This is a genomic window from Exiguobacterium sp. AB2 (assembly GCF_000696055.1).
Taxonomy (GTDB): Bacteria; Bacillota; Bacilli; order Exiguobacteriales; family Exiguobacteriaceae; genus Exiguobacterium; species Exiguobacterium alkaliphilum.
The window spans coordinates 1-19,089 of the sequence record NZ_JNAA01000069.1; the positions used below are offsets into that span (position 1 = coordinate 1).

Here is a 19,089-nt window from a genome sequence, read left to right on the forward strand (position 1 = left end):
CTGAATTGATTTCAATCAAGTCCGGTCCCAGAATCGGCCTTTGGCAATCCCGTCGATAAACGTATCGAACCCGTCGAGACTGTGTTCCGGGAACGAGAATACTCCAGGCTGGTCCGTCTCCACACGGCACTTCGCGAGCGCTTCCTCGTGGTGAAGATGGAGGGCGAGCGGTTTGAAGTGCTTGTACGTGTTCTCGATGAACTCGAGGACGTCGTCTTCGACTTTGTTGGCGGCACTGACGAGGAAGGCGGCATCGAACAGGCTCGAGTCGACCGTGTCATACGTCTCTTTCACTTTCAAGTCGCCGAGCGTGTATGCTTTCTTGCCGACGAGGCTATAGTTGACCTTGTTGTCAGCGAGCGCCTGCACCCACGCCTTCACTTGCCCGGCATCGACATCGCCCGCTAACAAGACGGCGACACTCTTCGTGTCCGGTTTCGAAATCGTGTTGGCCATGCTGAGGGCAGGGGACTTCTTGTCCGAGACGACTTCGTTGTTCTCAGCCGGTAGCTCGACTCCGATGTTGTCAGCGACGACAGAGGCGAGGTGCCGGTCGATCCGATTCAACAAGTCGACGGCGTTCGTTTTCACCATGTCCGAGTCACATTTGCCGAGCTCGAAGCTGCATGCGTCTTGGATGTGTTGTTTCTCGACGTCGGTCATGCTGTTATAAAACATTTTCGCCTGTGAGTAGAAGTCGAGGAAGCTGTCGCTGCGTCCGCGAATCTTATGCCCATCGATTTTCTCTTGGTAATGCTCGAAGCCGCCTAGGTCGGCAGGGACGGGCTCGGGTTGGTTGTTGTTGAGCGCATTCTTGTGATAGCTCGTCTGGCCTTTGTGGACGGCCATCTGGTGCATGCCATCGCGTTGGTTGTTATGGAACGGGCAGACCGGTTTATTGATCGGGATTTGATGGAAGTTCGGTCCGCCTAGTCGTGACAATTGCGTGTCCGTATACGAGAACAGACGCCCTTGCAGGAGCGGGTCGTTCGAGAAGTCGATACCTGGGACGAGGTGGCCCGGGTGGAACGCGACTTGTTCCGTCTCGGCGAAGAAGTTGTCAACGTTTCGATTGAGCACCATGCTACCGACGAGTTTCACCGGCACTTCTTCTTCCGGCCACAGTTTCGTCGGGTCGAGAATATCGAAATCGAACTTGAACTCATCTTCCTCGGCGATGAGCTGGAGGCCGAGCTCCCATTCCGGATAATCCCCTTTGTCGATCGCCTCGTACAAATCGACGCGGTGGAAGTCCGCGTTTTTGCCGAGCGCTTTCTGCGCCTCGTCCCACACTTGCGAATGGACGCCGAGTTTCGGTTTCCAATGGAACTTGACGAAATGGGCCTTCCCTTCACTGTTGACGAGGCGGAACGTATGCACGCCGAACCCTTCCATCATGCGAAGGCTGCGCGGGATGCCCCGGTCGCTCATCGCCCACATGATCATATGGGCCGTCTCATGATTTTGGCCGACGAAATCCCAGAACGTATCGTGGGCGCTCCCGCCTTGCGGGACTTCAGTATGCGGCTCCGGTTTCACGGCATGGACGAGGTCGGGGAACTTGATGGCGTCTTGGATGAAGAAGACGGGGATGTTGTTCCCGACGAGGTCATAGTTGCCTTCATCTGTGTAGAACTTCGTCGCGAATCCCCGCACGTCACGGACGGTGTCACCCGAACCACGCGATCCTTGTACGGTCGAGAAACGGACGAACACCGGGGTCACTTTCGACGTGTCGTTCAAAAAGTCGGCTTTCGTGTAGTCGGCGAGCGGCTCATACAACCGGAACTCCCCGTGCGCCCCGACGCCACGGGCATGGACGATGCGTTCCGGGATACGCTCATGGTCGAAATGCGTCATCTTCTCGCGGAAGTGGAAATCCTCGATGAGTGTCGGTCCCCTCCGACCCGCCTTGAGCGAGAACTCGTCCTCGGCCATCTTCAGCCCTTGGTTCGTCGTCAGCCCTGCCTGTTGCTCGTTGTCAATCGTATGTTGTTTCAACTGCTCTTCCTTCTTGTTCCCCATGTTTGTTGCCTCCCCTTTAAGTATACGCACCCGTGTAAGCCACGATTTGGCCTACTTATCGAGTTTTCCCTAACCGGACGAGAAAAAACCCCTCTTTTTCAAAAGAGGGGAAGGTTCATCGTAGCATCGACAGCGTCCTCGCCGTCCCGTCGGACAAGGTGTAACGGACGATGTAGTGTCGGGCCGTCGTCTCGAGCGTATACGAGCGAATCTTCGTCGGTCGTTCGCCGAGGTGGAGGAGCGTCAAGTACGTCACGCCTTTTCCACGCTTCGTCGTCGCGACTTGGTTGCGTCGTTGCCAATCATAATCGCGATACGAGACGTAGCTCGAACCGATGGCAAGCTTCGGCGTGGCATCGACTTCAAGCTGTAAGACATGGAGCGAGCGTCCTGCGGCATCTTTGAAGTAGGCGTAACGGCTTCCACTCTCCGTTCGGTTCAAGCCGACCCCGAGGTGGAACCGTTGGACGAACGAAGCGGTCACTGGGCTCGTGACGCGGTCATAGACGAGAATCGTCCCGTCTCGGTCGTAAGCAAGCCGACGCGTATGTGCCATGCCGCTCCCGATCAACTGGCTCGTCCCGGCGGCCGTCCATTGCGTCGACGACGCCCCGACGGACGTGATGCGGCTTCGCCCCAAATTGCTCGAGGTCAAATTGAAGCTCTTGCCGGACACATGGACCGTGTTGTGGGCCGCCGCGGGTAATACGGCTTGTCGCTCGGGCCGAGACGTATATCCATAGCGGCCTGTCTCGACGATAAAGTCGCGTCCGTAACCGGAGACATCGATTGACAAGTCGTCGGCATGTTTATGGACGTTACTATGATAACCAGCCGTCATCATGACGTGGACGGCATCCTCGAACGCCCCGGCGCGGCCGCCCCAATGTTGGCGGAAGAACGCGTATTGATCCGACAGGCGCCCGACCCGTGTCGTCGGGGCTGTTCCGCGCGTCCCGCCGCTCATCGCGTAAAGCAGGTGTGGGGAACGGTCGACGTGTGGGATGGCCTCCGGATGATGGACGAGCGACGGGGTGTCGCCGAACATCGGCAACGTTCCGTTCGGTTTAAGCATATAGGTCAGCGCGTTCGGCATATCCTTTACGTTTAGCATCCGGCTTGATAATCCGAAGCGATTGGCGGCGGCCCAGTCGTTGAAGCGGCTGAGTGTGTCATACATATAGATTTGATAAAACGGCGAATGCTCGAGATGGACACCGTCGGCACTCAGGCTGTGATTCAGCTGGGCAGTCAGTCGGTTCGTGGCGAGCGTGCGCCAGCCGGCGGAACGATCGAACGAGCGATGCGTCTCGGAGATGGCGGTGAGCGCCATGTCTTGAAAGATGCCGTGATTGTTTTTCGATTTATAGAAGCTCGGTGTCGCTAGTAGCGTCGCGTGCTCATACAGCGTCTTCGCGAACAGTTGCGAGAACGCCGGGTCGTCATTCACACGTGACGTCCGGTAGACGTTCCAAAAATTGAGCAGATGAAACGTCCGGATGGCGGTCCCGTGGTCATGATAAGGCCACGTATGGCGCTTATAGTCCTCGACCGGATATTGTTTCGTCCAGCTTTGGACGATCCGTTTCCCGTAACGGAGGTACTCGTCCCGTCCGTTCACCGTATAGGCTTGTGTCAGTTGGTTGAGCGTCGTGAAATAATGGATTTGAAAGACGAACGAATTGGAGTCGACTTTCGGGATGGACGTGTCAAATCGATATGTATCAACGTTCGGGACCCGGAGCGTGTAGGGAGGGGACGGGATATACCAGTTTCCTCGCAAGGCGGCATCGGCTCGGGTGACGGCGTTCGTAGGCGACAGGACATCATATGTATATGGGGACGCCCCGCGGGTGAGCGTCCGCATATATTCGTGCGTCAGCCGGGCGTACGCGTCTGACGAGAATGTCGCGCGTGAGAGGTGACTCGCCTGTAGCGTGCCGTCTTGCTTTCGGACGTACCACGTCGTCTTGCCATCGGTGACGCGATAATAGCTCCCTGACGTCGTGATGGCCTGAAACGTCTTGGCGCCTCTCAATGTCGATTTCGGGGTGAGCGTCTTGCCGACAAATTGATAGAGCGTGGCACCGGCTCGGACGTTCAGCTGATACGGTGCCGATGCGGCCGCTTCCGCGCCGAGCGGCGGGAACAACGAACCGACCAATAGGGCGATGACAACAGCACATAGGTGTCTTCTCATGCATCTCGTCCTTTCTACATCAACGAAAACGACAAAAACCTTCTCCTTATCATTAGCCGAAGGAGAAGGGAAGTCCTGCCTGTTCCGTTGATTAGAGGGCGGCCCAGACGTTTTGTTTTAAGACGATCTGTTGCACGTCTTCCGGATCAATCCCGTATTTGGTCGAAATGGTCCGGGTCACACGTGAACGGATATCGGGGTGGTCCGACGCTTTCGTCTCATACACATCGTTCCAGGCCCGCCATACGCGAACTTCTTCCTCGGATAGTTGGGAATCCCACTCTTTCTCGCGCAACTGCCACCCGAACGTCATCTCTTCGTAATCGCCGGGAGCGACCGTTCCGGCGAGTCCCCAGTCACCACCGGGACCGAAGACGGCTTGTCCGAGCGGTGAGTCGGTACCGATGTACGCCTCATGGTCGTAATATTGGATTAACGCCGCTTGGAACGTGTCGCGGTGTTTAACTTCGTCGATGACGTCGTGACTGATTGCCTGTAGCGTCTCCACGTCCGGTTGGCCGTGCACGACGACGTCGTACTCATAGCGTACCGTCTCGTCTTCTTCGACGGCTCGACTTTCTTTTATCGTGTACGGTCGGTCCGTCGTTTGGACCGATTCGGTCTGCGTCGACTCCGGCTCGCTCTCGGCGTCGTTCGGCCAGACGTAGATGGCGAAAGCGAGCGCTGGGAGGACTAGCAAGCCTCTTCGGGTACGGTACACCCATGTTGGTTTTCGTCTGTTTTTCTTTTTCTGTCTCATGTCGTTCACTCCTTGCGATATGTATCAAAAAAGCCCCTGAACGTCAGGGGCGGACGGTGTCGGATTGTCGCGTCCGATCGAGTCGGACGATGCGGGTATCGTCATTGTCGATGCCGCGTACGAGATCACTTAATAGTCGAGAGCCGAGCATGCTGTAGACCGTGCCGTTCCCACCGTAACCGAGCAAATAATACAGGTGCGGCCGGTCCGGGTGTTCCCCGATGAACGGCAATTGATCGATGGATTCCCCGAACAATGCCGCCCAAGCGTATTCAACTGTCAACTCATACATCGGAAACAACGTCTCGACTTCCTGCTTGATGCGTTCGGCGCGTTTGCGAATGAGCGCCTCGCTATGCGGCGTCTCAGGCTTTTCTTCATCGAGACCGCCGGCGATGATGCGTCCGTCAACGGTCGTCCGGACGTATAGGTAGGGACGCTTCGTCTCCCAAATCAGCGCTTGGCCGTCCCAATCATCGAAGTGGGGGAGCGGATTTGTCGCGATGGCGTAGGACCGGTTCAACTCGATGCGGTGGGGATCGAGGAGCGGGGAAGCGCCATATCCGGTCGCGAAGATGATGTGATTCGCATAAAACGTCTCGTGTGGCTGTGGCGTCATCACGAGCCAACCGTCTCCGTCCGGGACGACGTCCGTCACCTCGGTCTCCTCAAAGAACGGCACACCGGCTTTTGAGAGGTGACGCACGACTTGACGGCTAAGGGTGAGCGGATTGACCTCGGCGTCACCTTTCGTCACGAGCGCGGCCGGCTTCTCGAATGGGAAACGCGCCTTCAGCGCGTCGCGGTCGAGCCACTCGGCAAAAAAGCCATGTCTCGTAAGCATCTCATATTCTCGTTTCAATTTCGTGACATCTTCGTCACAGCTTGCGAAACAGAGGCTGTCCCGGCGCAGATAGACATCGTTCGCCCCGACGGTTGCGGCGACGTCATCGAGCGCGTCGACCGCCTCGGCACATAGGCGATAGAAGCGGACGGCGTCCGCTTCCCCGATTTGGTCGGCGAGCTCGTGCAACATGATGTCGTTCGAGTATTGGATGAGGCCGGTGTTGGCGGCGGTGCTGCCGGCCCCGACTTTCCCTTTGTCGACAACGGCGACATCGACGCCGTCTTGATGAAGCGTATACGCCGTCAACACGCCGGACATGCCCGACCCGATGACGAGGACGTCGTAGCGCTCTCGTTTCATCGGGCGCTCCAACACGATGTCTTCCGATTCCGTCGTCGGCCAATACAAGTTCCCGTTATGCAGTTCCATCCGTTCATCCTCCGCTTCGTTCATATCTTCCCTATACATCCCCGATTCTGCGAAATGAAAACACAAAAAACCGCAGACGAGTTTGTCTGCGGTTCAGGCGTTATTTGGTGATGACGACCGTTTTAGCGGAAGCACCTTTCGTATACGTGATGCGTTTGACGTTCTCCGCGCCCCGAATCTCGGCGAGGTTCGTCCCGTCGACGATCACTTCTTTGACGGTCGCACCTTTGAAGTCGATGATGGCACCGGTTTTCTCAGGCTTCACTTGAACGACGATGTTTTTAAGTGGGTCACCTGTGAGTTCCGTGTGGATGCCACGGACGAAGATGCCGTTCTTGAAGTTCGTACCTTTGCCGATTGTAACTCCAATGAAGTCCTCTTGAAGCACGAGGCGTGCGGCCGGATGGTTCTCGACCGTGTAGCGTTTCAATTCGACTTCTGGCGTTTCCGGCTCAGGTTTCAAGTCGATTTGGACGAGCACCGGATCGTGGTCACTCGCGCGGCCCGACATCTCTGTGAAGTCGGCGTTGACGTGAATCATATCAATCTCCGTCGAAGCAGCGAGACGGTTCGATACGAGGATGTGGTCAAGCACTTGCGAGTTGCCTTGATAGACGTACGAATATCGGTCCGCAGCCGGCACTTTCTCGACCATGTTCGTCATCAAGTCGCCCTTGAAGATTTGCATGGCGTCTGAGAACTCGAAGTCGTTGAAGTCACCGAGCGCGACGACGTTCGCATCCGGGTTGTCGGCTTTCACATCCGCCACGAAATCATGGACGATTTGTGCGATTTTCTTACGTTGGACTTCACTACCGAGGACGACCGGTTGCTGTGAACCGAAGAAGCCTGTGTCGCCGCCTTTCGAGTTCCAGTGGTTGGCGATGACGATGACGTTCTCGCCTTGGAAGTCGAACTGGGCCGCGAGCGGCTTACGCGAACTATTGAACGCCGGGTTGAGCGGGTCGATGCGTCCTGGGTTGTGCGTCAACTTCCCGTTCTCATAGCCGACAGCCGTCGTCGCGTCACCTTCTGGCGCACCTTCTGTGAGCGAGACGCGTTCTGGGTCATACAGGAAACCGACGCGGATGTTGGCGTTCGGTGCGCCACCGTCTTTGTTGTTTTCCGGGTCGATATTGACGTACTTGTACGTCTTGCCGCCGACAGCGACGATGTTGTCAATCAAGCGCTGGTAGCTTTGGTCAGCCGCTGCATCTCCCGCGCTTTGGCCGTTGTTGTCCTGGACCTCGGTCACCCCGATGATGTCTGGGCTGTTCAATTCTTCTACGAACGCTTTCGCGAGCTTGAGCGCCTTGTCGTCCGACGTCTCTTTTATGTTGTTCGAGAAGTTCTCGAGGTTGTACGAGGCGATCGTCAACTTGTCTTCTTCTGCTTGGATGAACGTCGTCTCCCGTTTCGCGTCACCTTTCACGAAGGCAGACTTCATCTCATCGAGCCCGACTTGAATCTTATAGTTGCCGAACGAGTATCCGACGACCCCGACGATCGGTCCGTTGAACAAGTCGCCCGTCGCGACGTCGAACTCACGCGCTTCGACGTTCGGTTCGAGACGGAACTGGATCCGTTCTGGGTTGGCGTCATCTTTCTTCAAGAGAATACCGCCGTTGAACGTCTCTGTCGGTGTGCTTTCGAGCACGGTGACGAGGTCACCGTACTGTTGCGGCGAGACCGACTTCAAGTTGCCCGTCTCGACGCGCATGCCTTCAAGGCTTTCCCAGAAGTCGATGGCGTCTTTGTCCGGGTTGAAGATGGCGAGCGCGTCGCTGTCGATAAACTCGGTCGGTAAGTTCGACTCGTCAATCTTGACCGGTGTCGGGAGCTTCACCCCGCTCTTCAAGACGTCGACTTTGCCGTTACGTGTGTCGATTTGCGTCATCTTCATGTCCGTCTGCTGGCGGTCGCTATAGCCTTCGATCGCATATTCGCTGACGAGACCTTTCACGCTGACGAGATCACCGACTTGGATGCCCGGGATCGAGCGTCCGCCGTACAAGACGATGGCTTCAGACGTTCGTGGGTCTTGGTCGGCTTCCATGTCCGGTGTTTGGATGTAATAGTATGTCGTACCGTTTGAGACGAACGAGTACGTGACGATGCCTTCGACACCTTCGACCGTCTGTCCGTTCATCGGTGACGTATGGCTTGCGCCTTGAATGTCGTGGATGCGAATCTTATCCGTGATCTTATAGTCATATGTCGTCACGGCGCTGAACGTGTCGTTTGCTTTGACGGCCGTCTTCAACGTCTGCGATGATTCGATGCGAATCGGTGCCGTGTAGCGGGTACCGTTCACTTTCGGGTCCGACCCGTCGAGCGTGTAGTAAATCTCGGCGTCCGCCGTCGTCGTCGAGAGCGTCACGTCTTGTGGCCCGACGAACGTGCCGGCGCCAGGTGCCGCAATGGCTGGGCGGAGAACCGATGAATCGATGACAGTATCGGCGACGCTGCGCGGGATGATTTGGTACGTGTTATCGAACTGTTGCACGATGCCCGTGATCGTCGAGTAATTGACGCCTGTCTGGAGGTCGAGGATGCCGCGCTCATCGCGGACGACGAACTCTTTCGTTCCGTCCGTCGCCGTCAAGTTTTGCCCGCTACCAGAGAGCGTCACGTTCTTCACGGTGACGAGTTCAGATTCGACGTCTTCATTGATTTGCTCACCCGTCAACACTTGCGGGGCTGGTACTTCGGTCGCTTGTTTCGAGACGACGACGGCGTTGTTCAATTGAAGGAGTTCACGGTATGACCCGAGCGCGCCCGTCACGACGACTTCATCGCCGACGTTGACCGCGAGGGAAGTCGGTCGAATCGACAGACCGCCTGTCGCGTCCTGAATCGAAATCGTGTTCGCGAGCTTCGCCGTGACGATTCCTTTGACCGTGACCGTCGCCCCGTCTGCTTGCGTGCGTGCATCCGCGATGGAGATTGGTGTCACCGGTGCCGGTGGTTCTTCGATTGTGCCGCCATCCCCATATTCAACGCCTTGGAACGTATGTTTTCCTAAGTTCGTGAACGTATCGATTGGAAGTGCGTTCCATTCGTTGGCTGGCTCGAATGCGTCGCTGCCATTCGCGTCGCCAGTCGTGACCGTGTCTTTACGGACGAGCGTCAGATCGACAGATGAAACCGTCGTACCCCACTTCGGTGACGGACGGAAACCGACTTGTCCGAACACGTCGAGAACCGTCGTGCCTTTCTTCAAGACGAGCGCATCGTCGCCGTTGAAGTTTGTCACGCCGCTTGTGACGTTCGCCTTCGCTTTAAGCGCAGCGCTCGCGCTTCCGTTGACGATGACGTACGTCGCTCCTGGTTGAAGCGTCCCCGTTAAGTTCAATGTCGTGCCGACGGTCGCGCTACCGTTCGTATACAGTTCGAGCTTATAGTCCGCAAGGTTGATGACCGAGCTCGTTCCGTTGAACAGTTCGATGGCTTTGTTGTTGCTTGACCCTTCCAAATACTCCGAGATGAATAAATCTATTGCGTTCAGTCCTTCTGCTTGAACGTTAGCCGCGATCGGCGTCAAGCTGCTCGCGATGAGTCCGACAGACAAGGCGAGTCCTGTCATTTTTTTGAACGAGCGTGATGGTTGAATCCCCATGTTTCTAGTCTCCCTTATTTATGTAAGATGGCTGATACGCGTGTTGCTGAATATAACGTCACTTGTCCCGTTTAGTTGCCCCCCTCAACCACACGACAAGATAAATGATAGCGCTTACATTATTCTACTTTACGATATGTGCCTGAGATGATTCCCCTCATCAGGAATGGTGCAATTCGCTATCATTTACCAACTTTTAAATTACATGTTAAACATAACCAAGCAGACGTCAGAACTCAATCCTCTTAACGCGAAGTTCATATTACATTTTGATGACAAAGGAAAATCGGTTTTTAGTTTGTCGAATAGTGTTGACGGAATCAGGCGCAACTTTTACAATTCTCTAATACAAATTAAATGTATCGGTGAACTGAGGATTGAAAAGGAGGACATGAATGACGACAACGACTTACCCGGTCATCCCGGGAGCTGGCGCATTTTATTATGAAGGAAACGAGACCGGTATCCTGTTATGTCATGGATTTAACGGGACGCCCCAAAGTGTCCATGAGGTGGCCCTCGACTTGATGGGGAGTGGGTTTACGGTGTACGCACCGCGTCTCGCCGGACACGGCACCGACCCAGAGGACTTTAGACGGTCGACGCGGGACGATTGGTACGAGACGGTCATCGATGGGGTACGTCTTCTACGAGAGCGATGTCGTCACGTGATCATCGTCGGACAATCGATGGGTGGAACGCTCGCGCTGAAGGCCGCGCTCGCAGGTCACGTCGACGCCATCGTCACGATTAACGCCGCGTTGTCGGTACCGGGTTATGCCTGCCACGCCGCGGACGGAATTTGTCGATTTATCGACGAGGACGAGCCTGACATTTTGGCGGAAGGAGTTCATGAAATCGTCTACGACAAAGTGCCGACATCGGCGATTCGACAGCTGCTCGCCTTAATCGAAGACGTCCGCCCGCACGTGTCGCGCGTCTTGGTCCCGACATACGTCATCCATTCGGCGGTTGACCATGTCGTGCCGCCGGAAGACTCGGTCTGGTTATACGAACAAGTGAGAGGTCCGAAAGCGCGTGCCGTACTCGAGCAATCCTATCATGTGGCGACGATGGACAATGACCGAGAGCGGCTTTCCGGGCTCATCGCCTCGTATTGTGAACAAGTTTCGTCTGTTTCGAAAATGTAGTCGTCGGACTGCATTTTTTTGTGCCGCCTTACTTTGCAAACGCTTGCACCAATGCTATTGTAAGATTAGATTTATCGAAAAACAGGTATGTATCTGTCTAATACATTGACTACAGTCACTAGGGGGAACTTGACGTATGGAGACGGCGTTCAGACGAGTGGAGCAAAAGACGGTCACACGCACATGGTGGAAAGAAGCGATCGCGTATCAAATCTATCCGCGCAGTTTCAACGATTCGAACGGGGACGGGATCGGCGACCTTCGCGGCATCATCGAGAAGCTCGATTATCTCGAGGATTTGGGCATCGACGTGATTTGGATTTGCCCGATGTATAAGTCACCGAACGATGACAACGGCTATGACATCTCGGACTATCAAGGCATCATGGAAGAGTTCGGGACGATGGAGGATTTCGACGCGTTGCTTCAGGCGGTTCACGCACGGGGGATGAAGCTACTGTTAGACCTCGTCGTCAACCATACGTCAGACGAACACCCGTGGTTCGTCGAGTCACGACAGTCCAAAGACAGTCCGAAGCGGGACTGGTACATCTGGCGGGACGGGCAAGGCGGCGAGCCGCCGAACAACTGGGCGAGCATCTTCGGCGGTTCGGCGTGGGAGCTCGACCCGGAGACGGACCAGTATTATTTACACGTATTTTCAAAGAAGCAACCCGACCTCAACTGGGAGAACGGGGACGTGCGGACGGCCGTCTACGACATGATCAACTGGTGGCTCGACAAAGGCATTGACGGCTTCCGTGTCGACGCGATTAGCCACATCAAAAAGAAGCCGACGGACACGATGCTGCCGTCACCGGACGGAAAGAAGTACGTGACGGCCTTCTCGATGTATTCCAATATCGATGGTATCCACGAGTACTTGCAAGAGATGAAGCGCAAAACGTTCGCGAACTATGACATTATGACCGTCGGCGAGACGAATGGGATTGAGCCGGAAGCGGCGGACCTTTGGATGGGACCGGATAACGGGGCGATGAACATGGCGTTCCATTTCGATCACGTCGACATCATGCGACAGTCACGACTCGCCCCGCTCGATGTCGTCGAGCTAAAACGGATTTTCGACAAGTGGCAACAAGGGCTACTTGAGACAGGGTGGAACGCACTCTATATCGAGAACCATGACATGGTCCGTGCCGTCTCGCTCGTCGGGGACGAGAATCACTATTGGCGCGAGAGCGCGACCGCGCTCGGGATGATGTACTTCTTCATGCACGGGACGCCGTTCATTTACCAAGGGCAAGAGATTGGGATGAAGAACGTGCCGCTCCCGTCGATTCATGACTACGATGACGTCGCCACGAAGAACGAGTATTTCGAGCGCATCGCGAACGGGATGAGCGAAATCGATTCGATGCAACAAGTGTGGGGCACGTCGCGCGACAACGTCCGGACCCCGATTCAATGGGACGCCTCGCCACACGCGGGGTTCTCGACGGTGACGCCGTGGATGCCGGTCCATGAAGAGTACGAGACGCTAAACGTGGAGGCCCAGGCGAAGGACGCCCACTCCATCTTATCGTTCTACAAGACGATGATTCGTCTCCGTCGCGCGGAGGAGACGTTCACGTACGGCAGCTATCGTGACGTGTTGCCGGATCATCGCCAAGCGTTCGTTTATGAGCGGGCGTTCGAGGACAAGCTTTTCTTAATCGTCACGAATTTGACGGCCAATCCGGCGACGGTGACGCTTCCGGACGTCGTGACGGGTACGCTCGTCTTGACGAATGAGCTTGACCCGGAACCGATTGATACCGAGACGTTTCTATTGAAACCGTTCGAGGCGAGATTGTATCGCCTTTGACCCGACTTACGGGCACTTTCCTAGCTGAGGAGAGTATCCGTTTTGTCGTTTATAGACAACCTTACGCTGTAACAGGTTTGAAAATAAAAGATTTTAGCGAACCATTTATGTATTTAAAAGTAAATTAAATTCCAATTTAAGGTTTATATAAATCGGTGATAAAAGAAAAAATATCGGGTCTCTTCTTATTAATAAGGTCACGTGAATTCGAATTTAAACGAGCAGGAGAGATGAAACGGACGGAAAAGTAAGCTATACTGGGAATCAACAACACATTGAGAGAGCATTTAAAATAATGTTCGAGATTGAGGGGCAAGAAAATCGGGTATGAAAAGTAAGATATTCGATGCCATCAATCGCAATCAGAGAAAAGGAATCTGCATTCACTAATGTAAAAGATTACCTTACAAGGCATAATGAGAAAATTTGAAGGAGGGAACACTTTGTCCGCACTGCATTGGGTGATTTTATCGCCTTTTTTATTCGCGCTCATCATCCCGTTTTTGTTTAAGTACGTTTCAAAAATTCATACAGGATGGTTCGTCTGGTTGTTGCCGACGGCCTTGTTCATCTACTTCATGAACTGGCTACCGGTCATCTCGTCCGGACAAGTCGTCGAGACGAGTGTGTCCTGGATTCCAGCACTCGGTATTGAGTTCACCGCTTATTTAGACGGACTGAGTATGCTGTTCGTCCTGTTGATTACCGGAATCGGGTCGCTCGTCGTCTTGTACTCGATTTTCTATCTATCGAAGAAAGAGCGGCTCGGTAACTTCTACGTCTATTTGATGCTCTTTATGGGCGCGATGCTCGGTGTCGTCTTATCCGACAACTTGATCGTCTTGTACGTGTTCTGGGAAGTGACGAGCATGGCATCGGCACTCCTCATCAGTTATTGGTTTCATAAGGACAAGTCGACGAAAGGTGCGCAGAAATCGATGCTCATCACCGTGGCCGGCGGACTCGCCATGCTCGGTGGATTCATCTTGCTCTATCAAATGACGGGCACGTTCAGCATTCGGACAATCATCGAGAATGTCGATGTCGTCCAAGCGAGCCCGCTCTTCGTACCAGCCATGATTCTCATCTTGCTCGGTGCTTTCACGAAGTCGGCGCAGTTCCCGTTCCACATTTGGTTGCCAGACGCGATGGAAGCTCCGACACCCGTCAGTGCGTATTTGCACTCGGCAACGATGGTGAAGGCAGGCATTTATCTCGTCGCTCGGATGACGCCGGTGTTCGGCGGCTCGAACGTCTGGTTCTGGACGCTTTCCATCGTCGGACTCGTGACACTCCTTTGGGGTTCGATCTCGGCCGTCCGGCAAAAGGACTTAAAAGGAATTCTCGCCTTCTCGACGGTGAGCCAACTCGGTCTCATCATGTCGCTTCTCGGTGTCGGTTCGGCTGCGCTGACGGGCGGGGCCGATGATCCGATTTATTCGCAAGCGATTCTCGTCGCGGTGTTCCATTTGTTCAACCACGCAACGTTCAAAGGCGCACTTTTCATGGCGGTCGGAATTATCGACCATGAGACGGGAACGCGGGACATCCGCAAACTCGGGGGCTTGATGACAGTCATGCCGATCACGTTCACCGTCTCGCTCATCGGTCTTGCGTCGATGGCAGGATTGCCACCGTTCAACGGGTTCTTGAGTAAGGAGAAGTTCTTCTCGGCGATGTTGAACGTGCGTAACTTCGAGGCGTTCGATGTGGGTTCGCTCGGGTTCCTATTCCCGCTCATCGCTTGGATTGCGAGTATCTTCACGTTCCTCTACAGCTTGATCATGTTCTTCCACACGTTCCGTGGGAAGTTCGAGCCGAGCAACTATGAGCGGAACGTGCACGAGGCGCCGATTGGAATGCTCATCAGCCCGATCATTCTCGTCGTCCTCGTCCTCGTCTTCGGCTTGTTCCCGAACTTGTTGTCGTACTCGATTATCGAACCGGCGAAACAAGCGATCTTGCCGACGGTCTTGCCGGAAGGCGAACAGTTCGTTGTCGATATTAAGATTTGGCACGGGGTCAACACAGAGCTGCTCATGACGCTCGGTGTCGTCTTGATCGCCTCGTTCTTGTTCTATCTCATGCACCGTTGGATGAAACTCGCCATTTACAACCGCGAGCGTGACCCGTTCAACTGGTTCTATGACAATGCGCTTACTGGCCTCACGTCAGGTTCGCAGTGGATCACACGTCTTCAAATGACGGGGCTTTTGCGTGATTACTTCGCGTATATCTTTACGTTCATGTTGCTCCTCGTCGGTTACACGTTCTGGCGATTCGATGCGTTCGCCATCGACACGGCAAACACGAGCGTGATTGAGCCGTTCATGTGGATTTTGATTCCACTGCTCATGGCGGCAGTGATTAGCATCCCGTTCTTGAATCATCGAATCACCGCGGTCATCGTCGTCGGGGTCGTCGGTTTCTTGCTCGCGCTATTACTCATCGTGTTCCGCGCGCCTGATCTCGCCCTGACGAAGCTTCTCGTTGAGACGGTGACGCTCGTCATCTTCATGCTTGCGTTCTACCACTTGCCGGAGATGCGAAAAGAGAAGTTCACACCGAGGTTGAACGTGGCGAACCTCTTCATCTCGATTGGGGTCGGTGTCATGATGACGCTTGTCGCCCTTAGTTCGGCAGCGCTCGGTAACGAGGCTGGTTTTGAGTCAATCTCGGATTACTTCCTCGAGAACGCGAAAGAACTTGCCGGCGGTTATAACGTCGTCAACGTCATTCTCGTCGACTTCCGTGGACTTGATACGTTGCTCGAAGTACTCGTGTTGGCCGTCGCGGCCCTCGGGATTGTCACCTTGATTAAACTACGCTTGAAAGGAGGAGAAGACGTATGAAGAGACAAGTGAGAGCCAGCAACTTGATGCTCCATAGCATCACGCGGGTCGTCACGTTCATCTTGCTCGCATTCTCGATTTATCTGTTCTTCGCCGGGCACAACAGCCCGGGCGGAGGGTTCATCGGTGGATTGATGACGGCGAGTGCGCTTCTCCTCATGTACTTGGGATTTGATATGAAGCGTATCAAAAAAGCGATTCCGTTCAATTTCACGACGATGATGGCCGTCGGTTTACTCGTCGCCTTGTTCTCAGGTTTATCGAGCACGCTGTTCGGCTACCCGTTCCTCACCCAGTTTTATGAATATGTGAATCTACCTGTGCTGGGTAGAACCGGTTTAGCAACTTCGTTGCCGTTCGACCTCGGGATTTACTTGGTCGTTGTAGCCATTGCCTTGACGATAATTTTAGCGATTGCGGAGGATGATTCGTAATGGAAATACTCATGTCGATTACGGTCGGTGTCCTCTTCATGGTCGGCACTTACCTGTTACTGACGAAAAGCTTATTGCGAATCGTGCTCGGTTTAATCCTCTTGTCGCACGGGGCGCACTTCTTGCTATTGACGATGGCGGGCCTTCAAAGTGGGACGCCGCCGCTTCTGAATTTGAATTCGGAAGCATACGCGGACCCACTACCACAAGCGCTCGTCTTGACGGCGCTCGTCATTAGCTTTGGGATGACATCGTTTTTACTCGTCCTATCGTACCGGACGTCTAAAGCGTTTAAGACGGATGATTTAGAACAGTTGAGGGGGTCAGCCGATGAATAACTTGCTCGTACTCCCATTTGTCATTCCGTTCGCGATCGGGGCGATTTTGATTTTGTTCTCAAAACAAATCGGGTTGCAACGTTTCTTGAGCGGATTAACGTCAATCCTCATGCTCGGCGTTGCGATTTATCTCATAAGTGTCGTTCGGACCGAGGGCGTTGTCGTCCTTGAACTCGGAGACTGGCCAGCGCCATTCGGGATTGTGCTTGTTGCGGACTTGTTCGCGGCGATTATGGTGCTCATGTCCGCCATTGTCGGACTGCTCTGTCTCTTCTTCGCCTTCCGGACGATTGCGCCGGAACGAGAAAAGTTCTACTTTTACCCGTTCTACTTCTTCTTGTTGACGGGTGTGAACGGTGCCTTCTTGACAGGCGACATTTTCAACTTGTTCGTCTTCTTTGAAGTCATGCTCATTTCATCTTATGTCCTCATTGTCATGGGTGGGACGAACTATCAGCTCCGTGAGTCGCTCAAGTACGTCGTCATGAATATCTTCGCCTCGATTTTGTTCATCGCGACGATGGCCTTCACATATGCGGTCACCGGGACGCTCAACATGGCGCAACTCGCCGAGCGTGTCGCCGAGCTTGAGCAGGTCGGGGTGTTGAACGTCATCGCGATGTTCTACTTCATCGTCTTCGGGATGAAAGGGGCACTGTTCCCGCTTTACTTCTGGTTGCCGCGTTCTTACTTCGGACCACCGGCCGCGGTCGCGGCCCTGTTTGGCGGCTTGCTGACGAAAGTCGGGATCTATGCGATTATCCGGACGTTCACGCTCATCTTTCCGCACAATCAGGAGTTCACCCAGCCAATTCTCATTTGGGTCGGGGCGATTACAATCGTCATCGGTGGGCTAGGTGCCGTCTCAAACTTCGACTTTAAGCGGATTTTGTCGTATCACATCGTGTCACAGGTCGGTTACATGGTCATCGGTCTCGGGCTTTACACGAGCCTCGCGATTGCGGCGGCGATTTATTATATCGTCCACAACATCATTGTGAAGACGGCGCTCTTCCTCTATGCAGGGACGGCGCAACGAATCACTGGGACGACTGATTTAAAGCAAATGGGTGGCTTATTGAAGACACACCCGCTCCTCGGCTGGATGTTCTTCATCACGGGAATTGCCATCGCTGGGATTCCACCGTTCAGTGGCTTCGTAAGTAAGCTCTCACTCGTCGTCTCGAGCTTTGAGACGGAGCAATATGTCGTCGGGGGAATTGCACTTGCCGTCGGGATGCTGACGCTCTTCTCGATGATTAAAATCTTCATGTACGTGTTCTGGGGCGAGCAAAAACACACGAAAGCCCAAGGCAAGACAAAAGTCGGCGACTTGTTGCTCCCGGCCATCCCGCTCGTCATCTTGACGACGGTGCTCGGTGTCGCGGCCCAGCCGATTCTCTCGTTCTTCCTCGAGGCGTCGAACCAATTGCTCGATCCGTCGATTTATATTGATTCAGTCTTGAAAGGAGGGGGCGCATGACGTTCCAAGTCGTGTTAAACACCGTCATCGCCATCATGTGGGCGGTGCTTTGGAATAGCTACACCGGCGTCGATTTCCTGCTCGGTTATATCGTCGGGATTTTCATCCTGTTCGTCTTGCGTCGATTCCTCCATTTCGATTTCTATATGCGCCGCGTCTTCGCCGCATTCAAGTTGATTGCTTTGTTCATTAAAGAGTTGATTTTGTCGAACATCGATGTCGTCAAGGTACTGCTTAGCCCGAAGTTCAATATTGAGCCTGGCATTATTGAAGTGCCGACCCAGCTTAAATCAGACTGGGAGTTGACGCTCTTGGCATCGCTCATCAGTCTGACACCTGGGACATTGGTGATGGACTTCTCGGAAGACAAGAAGTCGATTTTCCTCCATTCGATTCATGTGCCGGACAAAGAAGAGATGATTCGAGAGATTCACGACACGTTTGAGAAAGCCATTATGGAGGTGACGCACTGATGTTTAAAGTGTTACTCATGATTGCCTTGTTCTTCATGTCCATCTCGCTCGTCATCTCATTCATCCGCACCGTGAAAGGGCCGACGATGCCAGACCGCATCGTCGCGCTCGACGCGATTGGGATCACGCTCATTGGTGTCATCGGAATTTTGATGATCTTGCAAGAGACGATTGCGTACGCCGAAGTCATTCTCGTCATTGGGATTTTAGCGTTCATCGGAACGATTGCCTTGTCGAAATTTGTAGAGAGGGGGGATATCTTTGACCGCGATTGAATGGATTGTCGCGATTCTTTGTCTCATTGGTGGATTCCTCAGTCTCGTCGGTGGAATCGGATTCATCCGTTTCCCTGATGTGTATGGACGCACGCACTCGGCGACGAAGAGCGCCACACTCGGTGTCATTACCGTCATGGTCGGGACGTTCCTCTACTTCCTGTTCGCGGAAGGGATGTTCTCTGGTAAGATTCTGTTGACGATTCTGTTCGTTTTCTTGACGGCGCCGCTTGCGGCGATGATGGTATCGCGTGCCGCTTATCGGACCGGGGTTCCGCTCTCTGAATTGACAACACAGGACGATTTGAAAAAGAAATACCCGGAAGAACGAAAAGACGTAAACTGACACTCTCCATAGCGGGGAGTGTTTTTTAG

General features: G+C 54.1%; 14 protein-coding genes. 9 read left to right on the plus strand and 5 right to left on the minus strand.

Annotated elements, in window-relative coordinates; translation table 11 throughout:
- Nucleotides 1-15: 15 nt before the first annotated feature.
- The 5 genes from DI14_RS09510 to DI14_RS09530 all read right to left on the minus strand — a co-directional run bounded on the left by DI14_RS09510 (nt 16) and on the right by DI14_RS09530 (nt 9,880).
- The gene (locus DI14_RS09510; RefSeq protein ID WP_034807949.1) at nt 16-2,025 is read right to left on the minus strand and encodes a catalase; all 2,010 of its coding nucleotides are present in this window, start codon (nt 2,023-2,025) and stop codon (nt 16-18) included.
- 115 nt (nt 2,026-2,140) lie between these two features.
- Entirely contained in the window at nt 2,141-4,225 is a 2,085-nt protein-coding gene (locus DI14_RS09515) for a heparinase II/III family protein (RefSeq protein ID WP_034807951.1), read from the minus strand.
- Nucleotides 4,226-4,316: 91 nt separating this feature from the next.
- Nucleotides 4,317-4,925 (minus strand): hypothetical protein, encoded by a 609-nt coding sequence (locus DI14_RS09520; RefSeq protein WP_235193437.1) that lies wholly within the window; start codon nt 4,923-4,925, stop codon nt 4,317-4,319.
- A 103-nt stretch (nt 4,926-5,028) separates the two neighbouring features.
- Nucleotides 5,029-6,261 carry an FAD-binding oxidoreductase gene (locus DI14_RS09525; RefSeq protein WP_034808069.1) on the minus strand — a complete coding sequence of 411 codons (1,233 nt, stop codon included), beginning with the start codon at nt 6,259-6,261 and terminating at the stop codon, nt 5,029-5,031.
- Nucleotides 6,262-6,361: 100 nt separating this feature from the next.
- Nucleotides 6,362-9,880: a chitobiase/beta-hexosaminidase C-terminal domain-containing protein gene (locus DI14_RS09530; RefSeq protein WP_034807957.1), complete on the minus strand. Its 3,519-nt coding sequence runs from the start codon at nt 9,878-9,880 to the stop codon at nt 6,362-6,364.
- 395 nt (nt 9,881-10,275) lie between these two features.
- Here DI14_RS09530 and DI14_RS09535 point away from each other — a divergent pair, with 395 nt between their 5' ends.
- From DI14_RS09535 to mnhG, 9 genes are all read left to right on the plus strand, one after another.
- Entirely contained in the window at nt 10,276-11,031 is a 756-nt protein-coding gene (locus DI14_RS09535) for a carboxylesterase (RefSeq protein WP_034807960.1), read from the plus strand.
- 136 nt (nt 11,032-11,167) lie between these two features.
- Complete coding sequence (locus DI14_RS09540; RefSeq protein WP_051622669.1) at nt 11,168-12,859, plus strand: alpha-glucosidase; 1,692 nt, start codon at nt 11,168-11,170, stop codon at nt 12,857-12,859.
- Between the two features lie 443 nt (nt 12,860-13,302).
- On the plus strand, nt 13,303-15,711 hold the full coding sequence (locus DI14_RS09545; protein WP_034807962.1) for a Na+/H+ antiporter subunit A: 2,409 nt from the start codon (nt 13,303-13,305) through the stop codon (nt 15,709-15,711).
- Nucleotides 15,708-16,145, plus strand: coding sequence for a Na(+)/H(+) antiporter subunit B (locus DI14_RS09550; RefSeq protein WP_034807965.1), 438 nt, complete (start codon nt 15,708-15,710; stop codon nt 16,143-16,145). Before DI14_RS09545 ends, DI14_RS09550 begins: the two co-directional genes overlap by 4 nt.
- On the plus strand, nt 16,145-16,483 hold the full coding sequence (locus DI14_RS09555; protein WP_034807967.1) for a Na(+)/H(+) antiporter subunit C: 339 nt from the start codon (nt 16,145-16,147) through the stop codon (nt 16,481-16,483). The genes DI14_RS09550 and DI14_RS09555 overlap by 1 nt, the downstream gene beginning before the upstream one ends.
- Complete coding sequence (locus DI14_RS09560) at nt 16,476-17,966, plus strand: Na+/H+ antiporter subunit D (protein WP_034807970.1); 1,491 nt, start codon at nt 16,476-16,478, stop codon at nt 17,964-17,966. The genes DI14_RS09555 and DI14_RS09560 overlap by 8 nt, the downstream gene beginning before the upstream one ends.
- Nucleotides 17,963-18,439 carry a Na+/H+ antiporter subunit E gene (locus tag DI14_RS09565; RefSeq protein ID WP_034807972.1) on the plus strand — a complete coding sequence of 159 codons (477 nt, stop codon included), beginning with the start codon at nt 17,963-17,965 and terminating at the stop codon, nt 18,437-18,439. Before DI14_RS09560 ends, DI14_RS09565 begins: the two co-directional genes overlap by 4 nt.
- The gene (locus tag DI14_RS09570; protein WP_024370997.1) at nt 18,439-18,714 is read left to right on the plus strand and encodes a Na(+)/H(+) antiporter subunit F1; all 276 of its coding nucleotides are present in this window, start codon (nt 18,439-18,441) and stop codon (nt 18,712-18,714) included. Before DI14_RS09565 ends, DI14_RS09570 begins: the two co-directional genes overlap by 1 nt.
- Nucleotides 18,701-19,060, plus strand: a complete 360-nt coding sequence (gene mnhG / locus DI14_RS09575) for a monovalent cation/H(+) antiporter subunit G (RefSeq protein ID WP_034807973.1) — start codon at nt 18,701-18,703, stop codon at nt 19,058-19,060. The genes DI14_RS09570 and mnhG overlap by 14 nt, the downstream gene beginning before the upstream one ends.
- Nucleotides 19,061-19,089 lie beyond the last annotated feature (29 nt).

What these genes read in the sequence shown, in the direction of transcription:
- DI14_RS09510 (WP_034807949.1), bottom strand. Translation starts at nt 2,025, where the DNA reads ATGGGGAACAAGAAGGAAGAGCAGTTGAAACAACATACGATTGACAAC.
- DI14_RS09515 (WP_034807951.1), bottom strand. Translation starts at nt 4,225, where the DNA reads ATGAGAAGACACCTATGTGCTGTTGTCATCGCCCTATTGGTCGGTTCG.
- DI14_RS09525 (WP_034808069.1), bottom strand. Translation starts at nt 6,261, where the DNA reads ATGGAACTGCATAACGGGAACTTGTATTGGCCGACGACGGAATCGGAA.
- DI14_RS09530 (WP_034807957.1), bottom strand. Translation starts at nt 9,880, where the DNA reads ATGGGGATTCAACCATCACGCTCGTTCAAAAAAATGACAGGACTCGCC.
- DI14_RS09535 (WP_034807960.1), top strand. Translation starts at nt 10,276, where the DNA reads ATGACGACAACGACTTACCCGGTCATCCCGGGAGCTGGCGCATTTTAT.
- DI14_RS09540 (WP_051622669.1), top strand. Translation starts at nt 11,168, where the DNA reads ATGGAGACGGCGTTCAGACGAGTGGAGCAAAAGACGGTCACACGCACA.
- DI14_RS09550 (WP_034807965.1), top strand. Translation starts at nt 15,708, where the DNA reads ATGAAGAGACAAGTGAGAGCCAGCAACTTGATGCTCCATAGCATCACG.
- DI14_RS09555 (WP_034807967.1), top strand. Translation starts at nt 16,145, where the DNA reads ATGGAAATACTCATGTCGATTACGGTCGGTGTCCTCTTCATGGTCGGC.
- DI14_RS09560 (WP_034807970.1), top strand. Translation starts at nt 16,476, where the DNA reads ATGAATAACTTGCTCGTACTCCCATTTGTCATTCCGTTCGCGATCGGG.
- DI14_RS09565 (WP_034807972.1), top strand. Translation starts at nt 17,963, where the DNA reads ATGACGTTCCAAGTCGTGTTAAACACCGTCATCGCCATCATGTGGGCG.
- DI14_RS09570 (WP_024370997.1), top strand. Translation starts at nt 18,439, where the DNA reads ATGTTTAAAGTGTTACTCATGATTGCCTTGTTCTTCATGTCCATCTCG.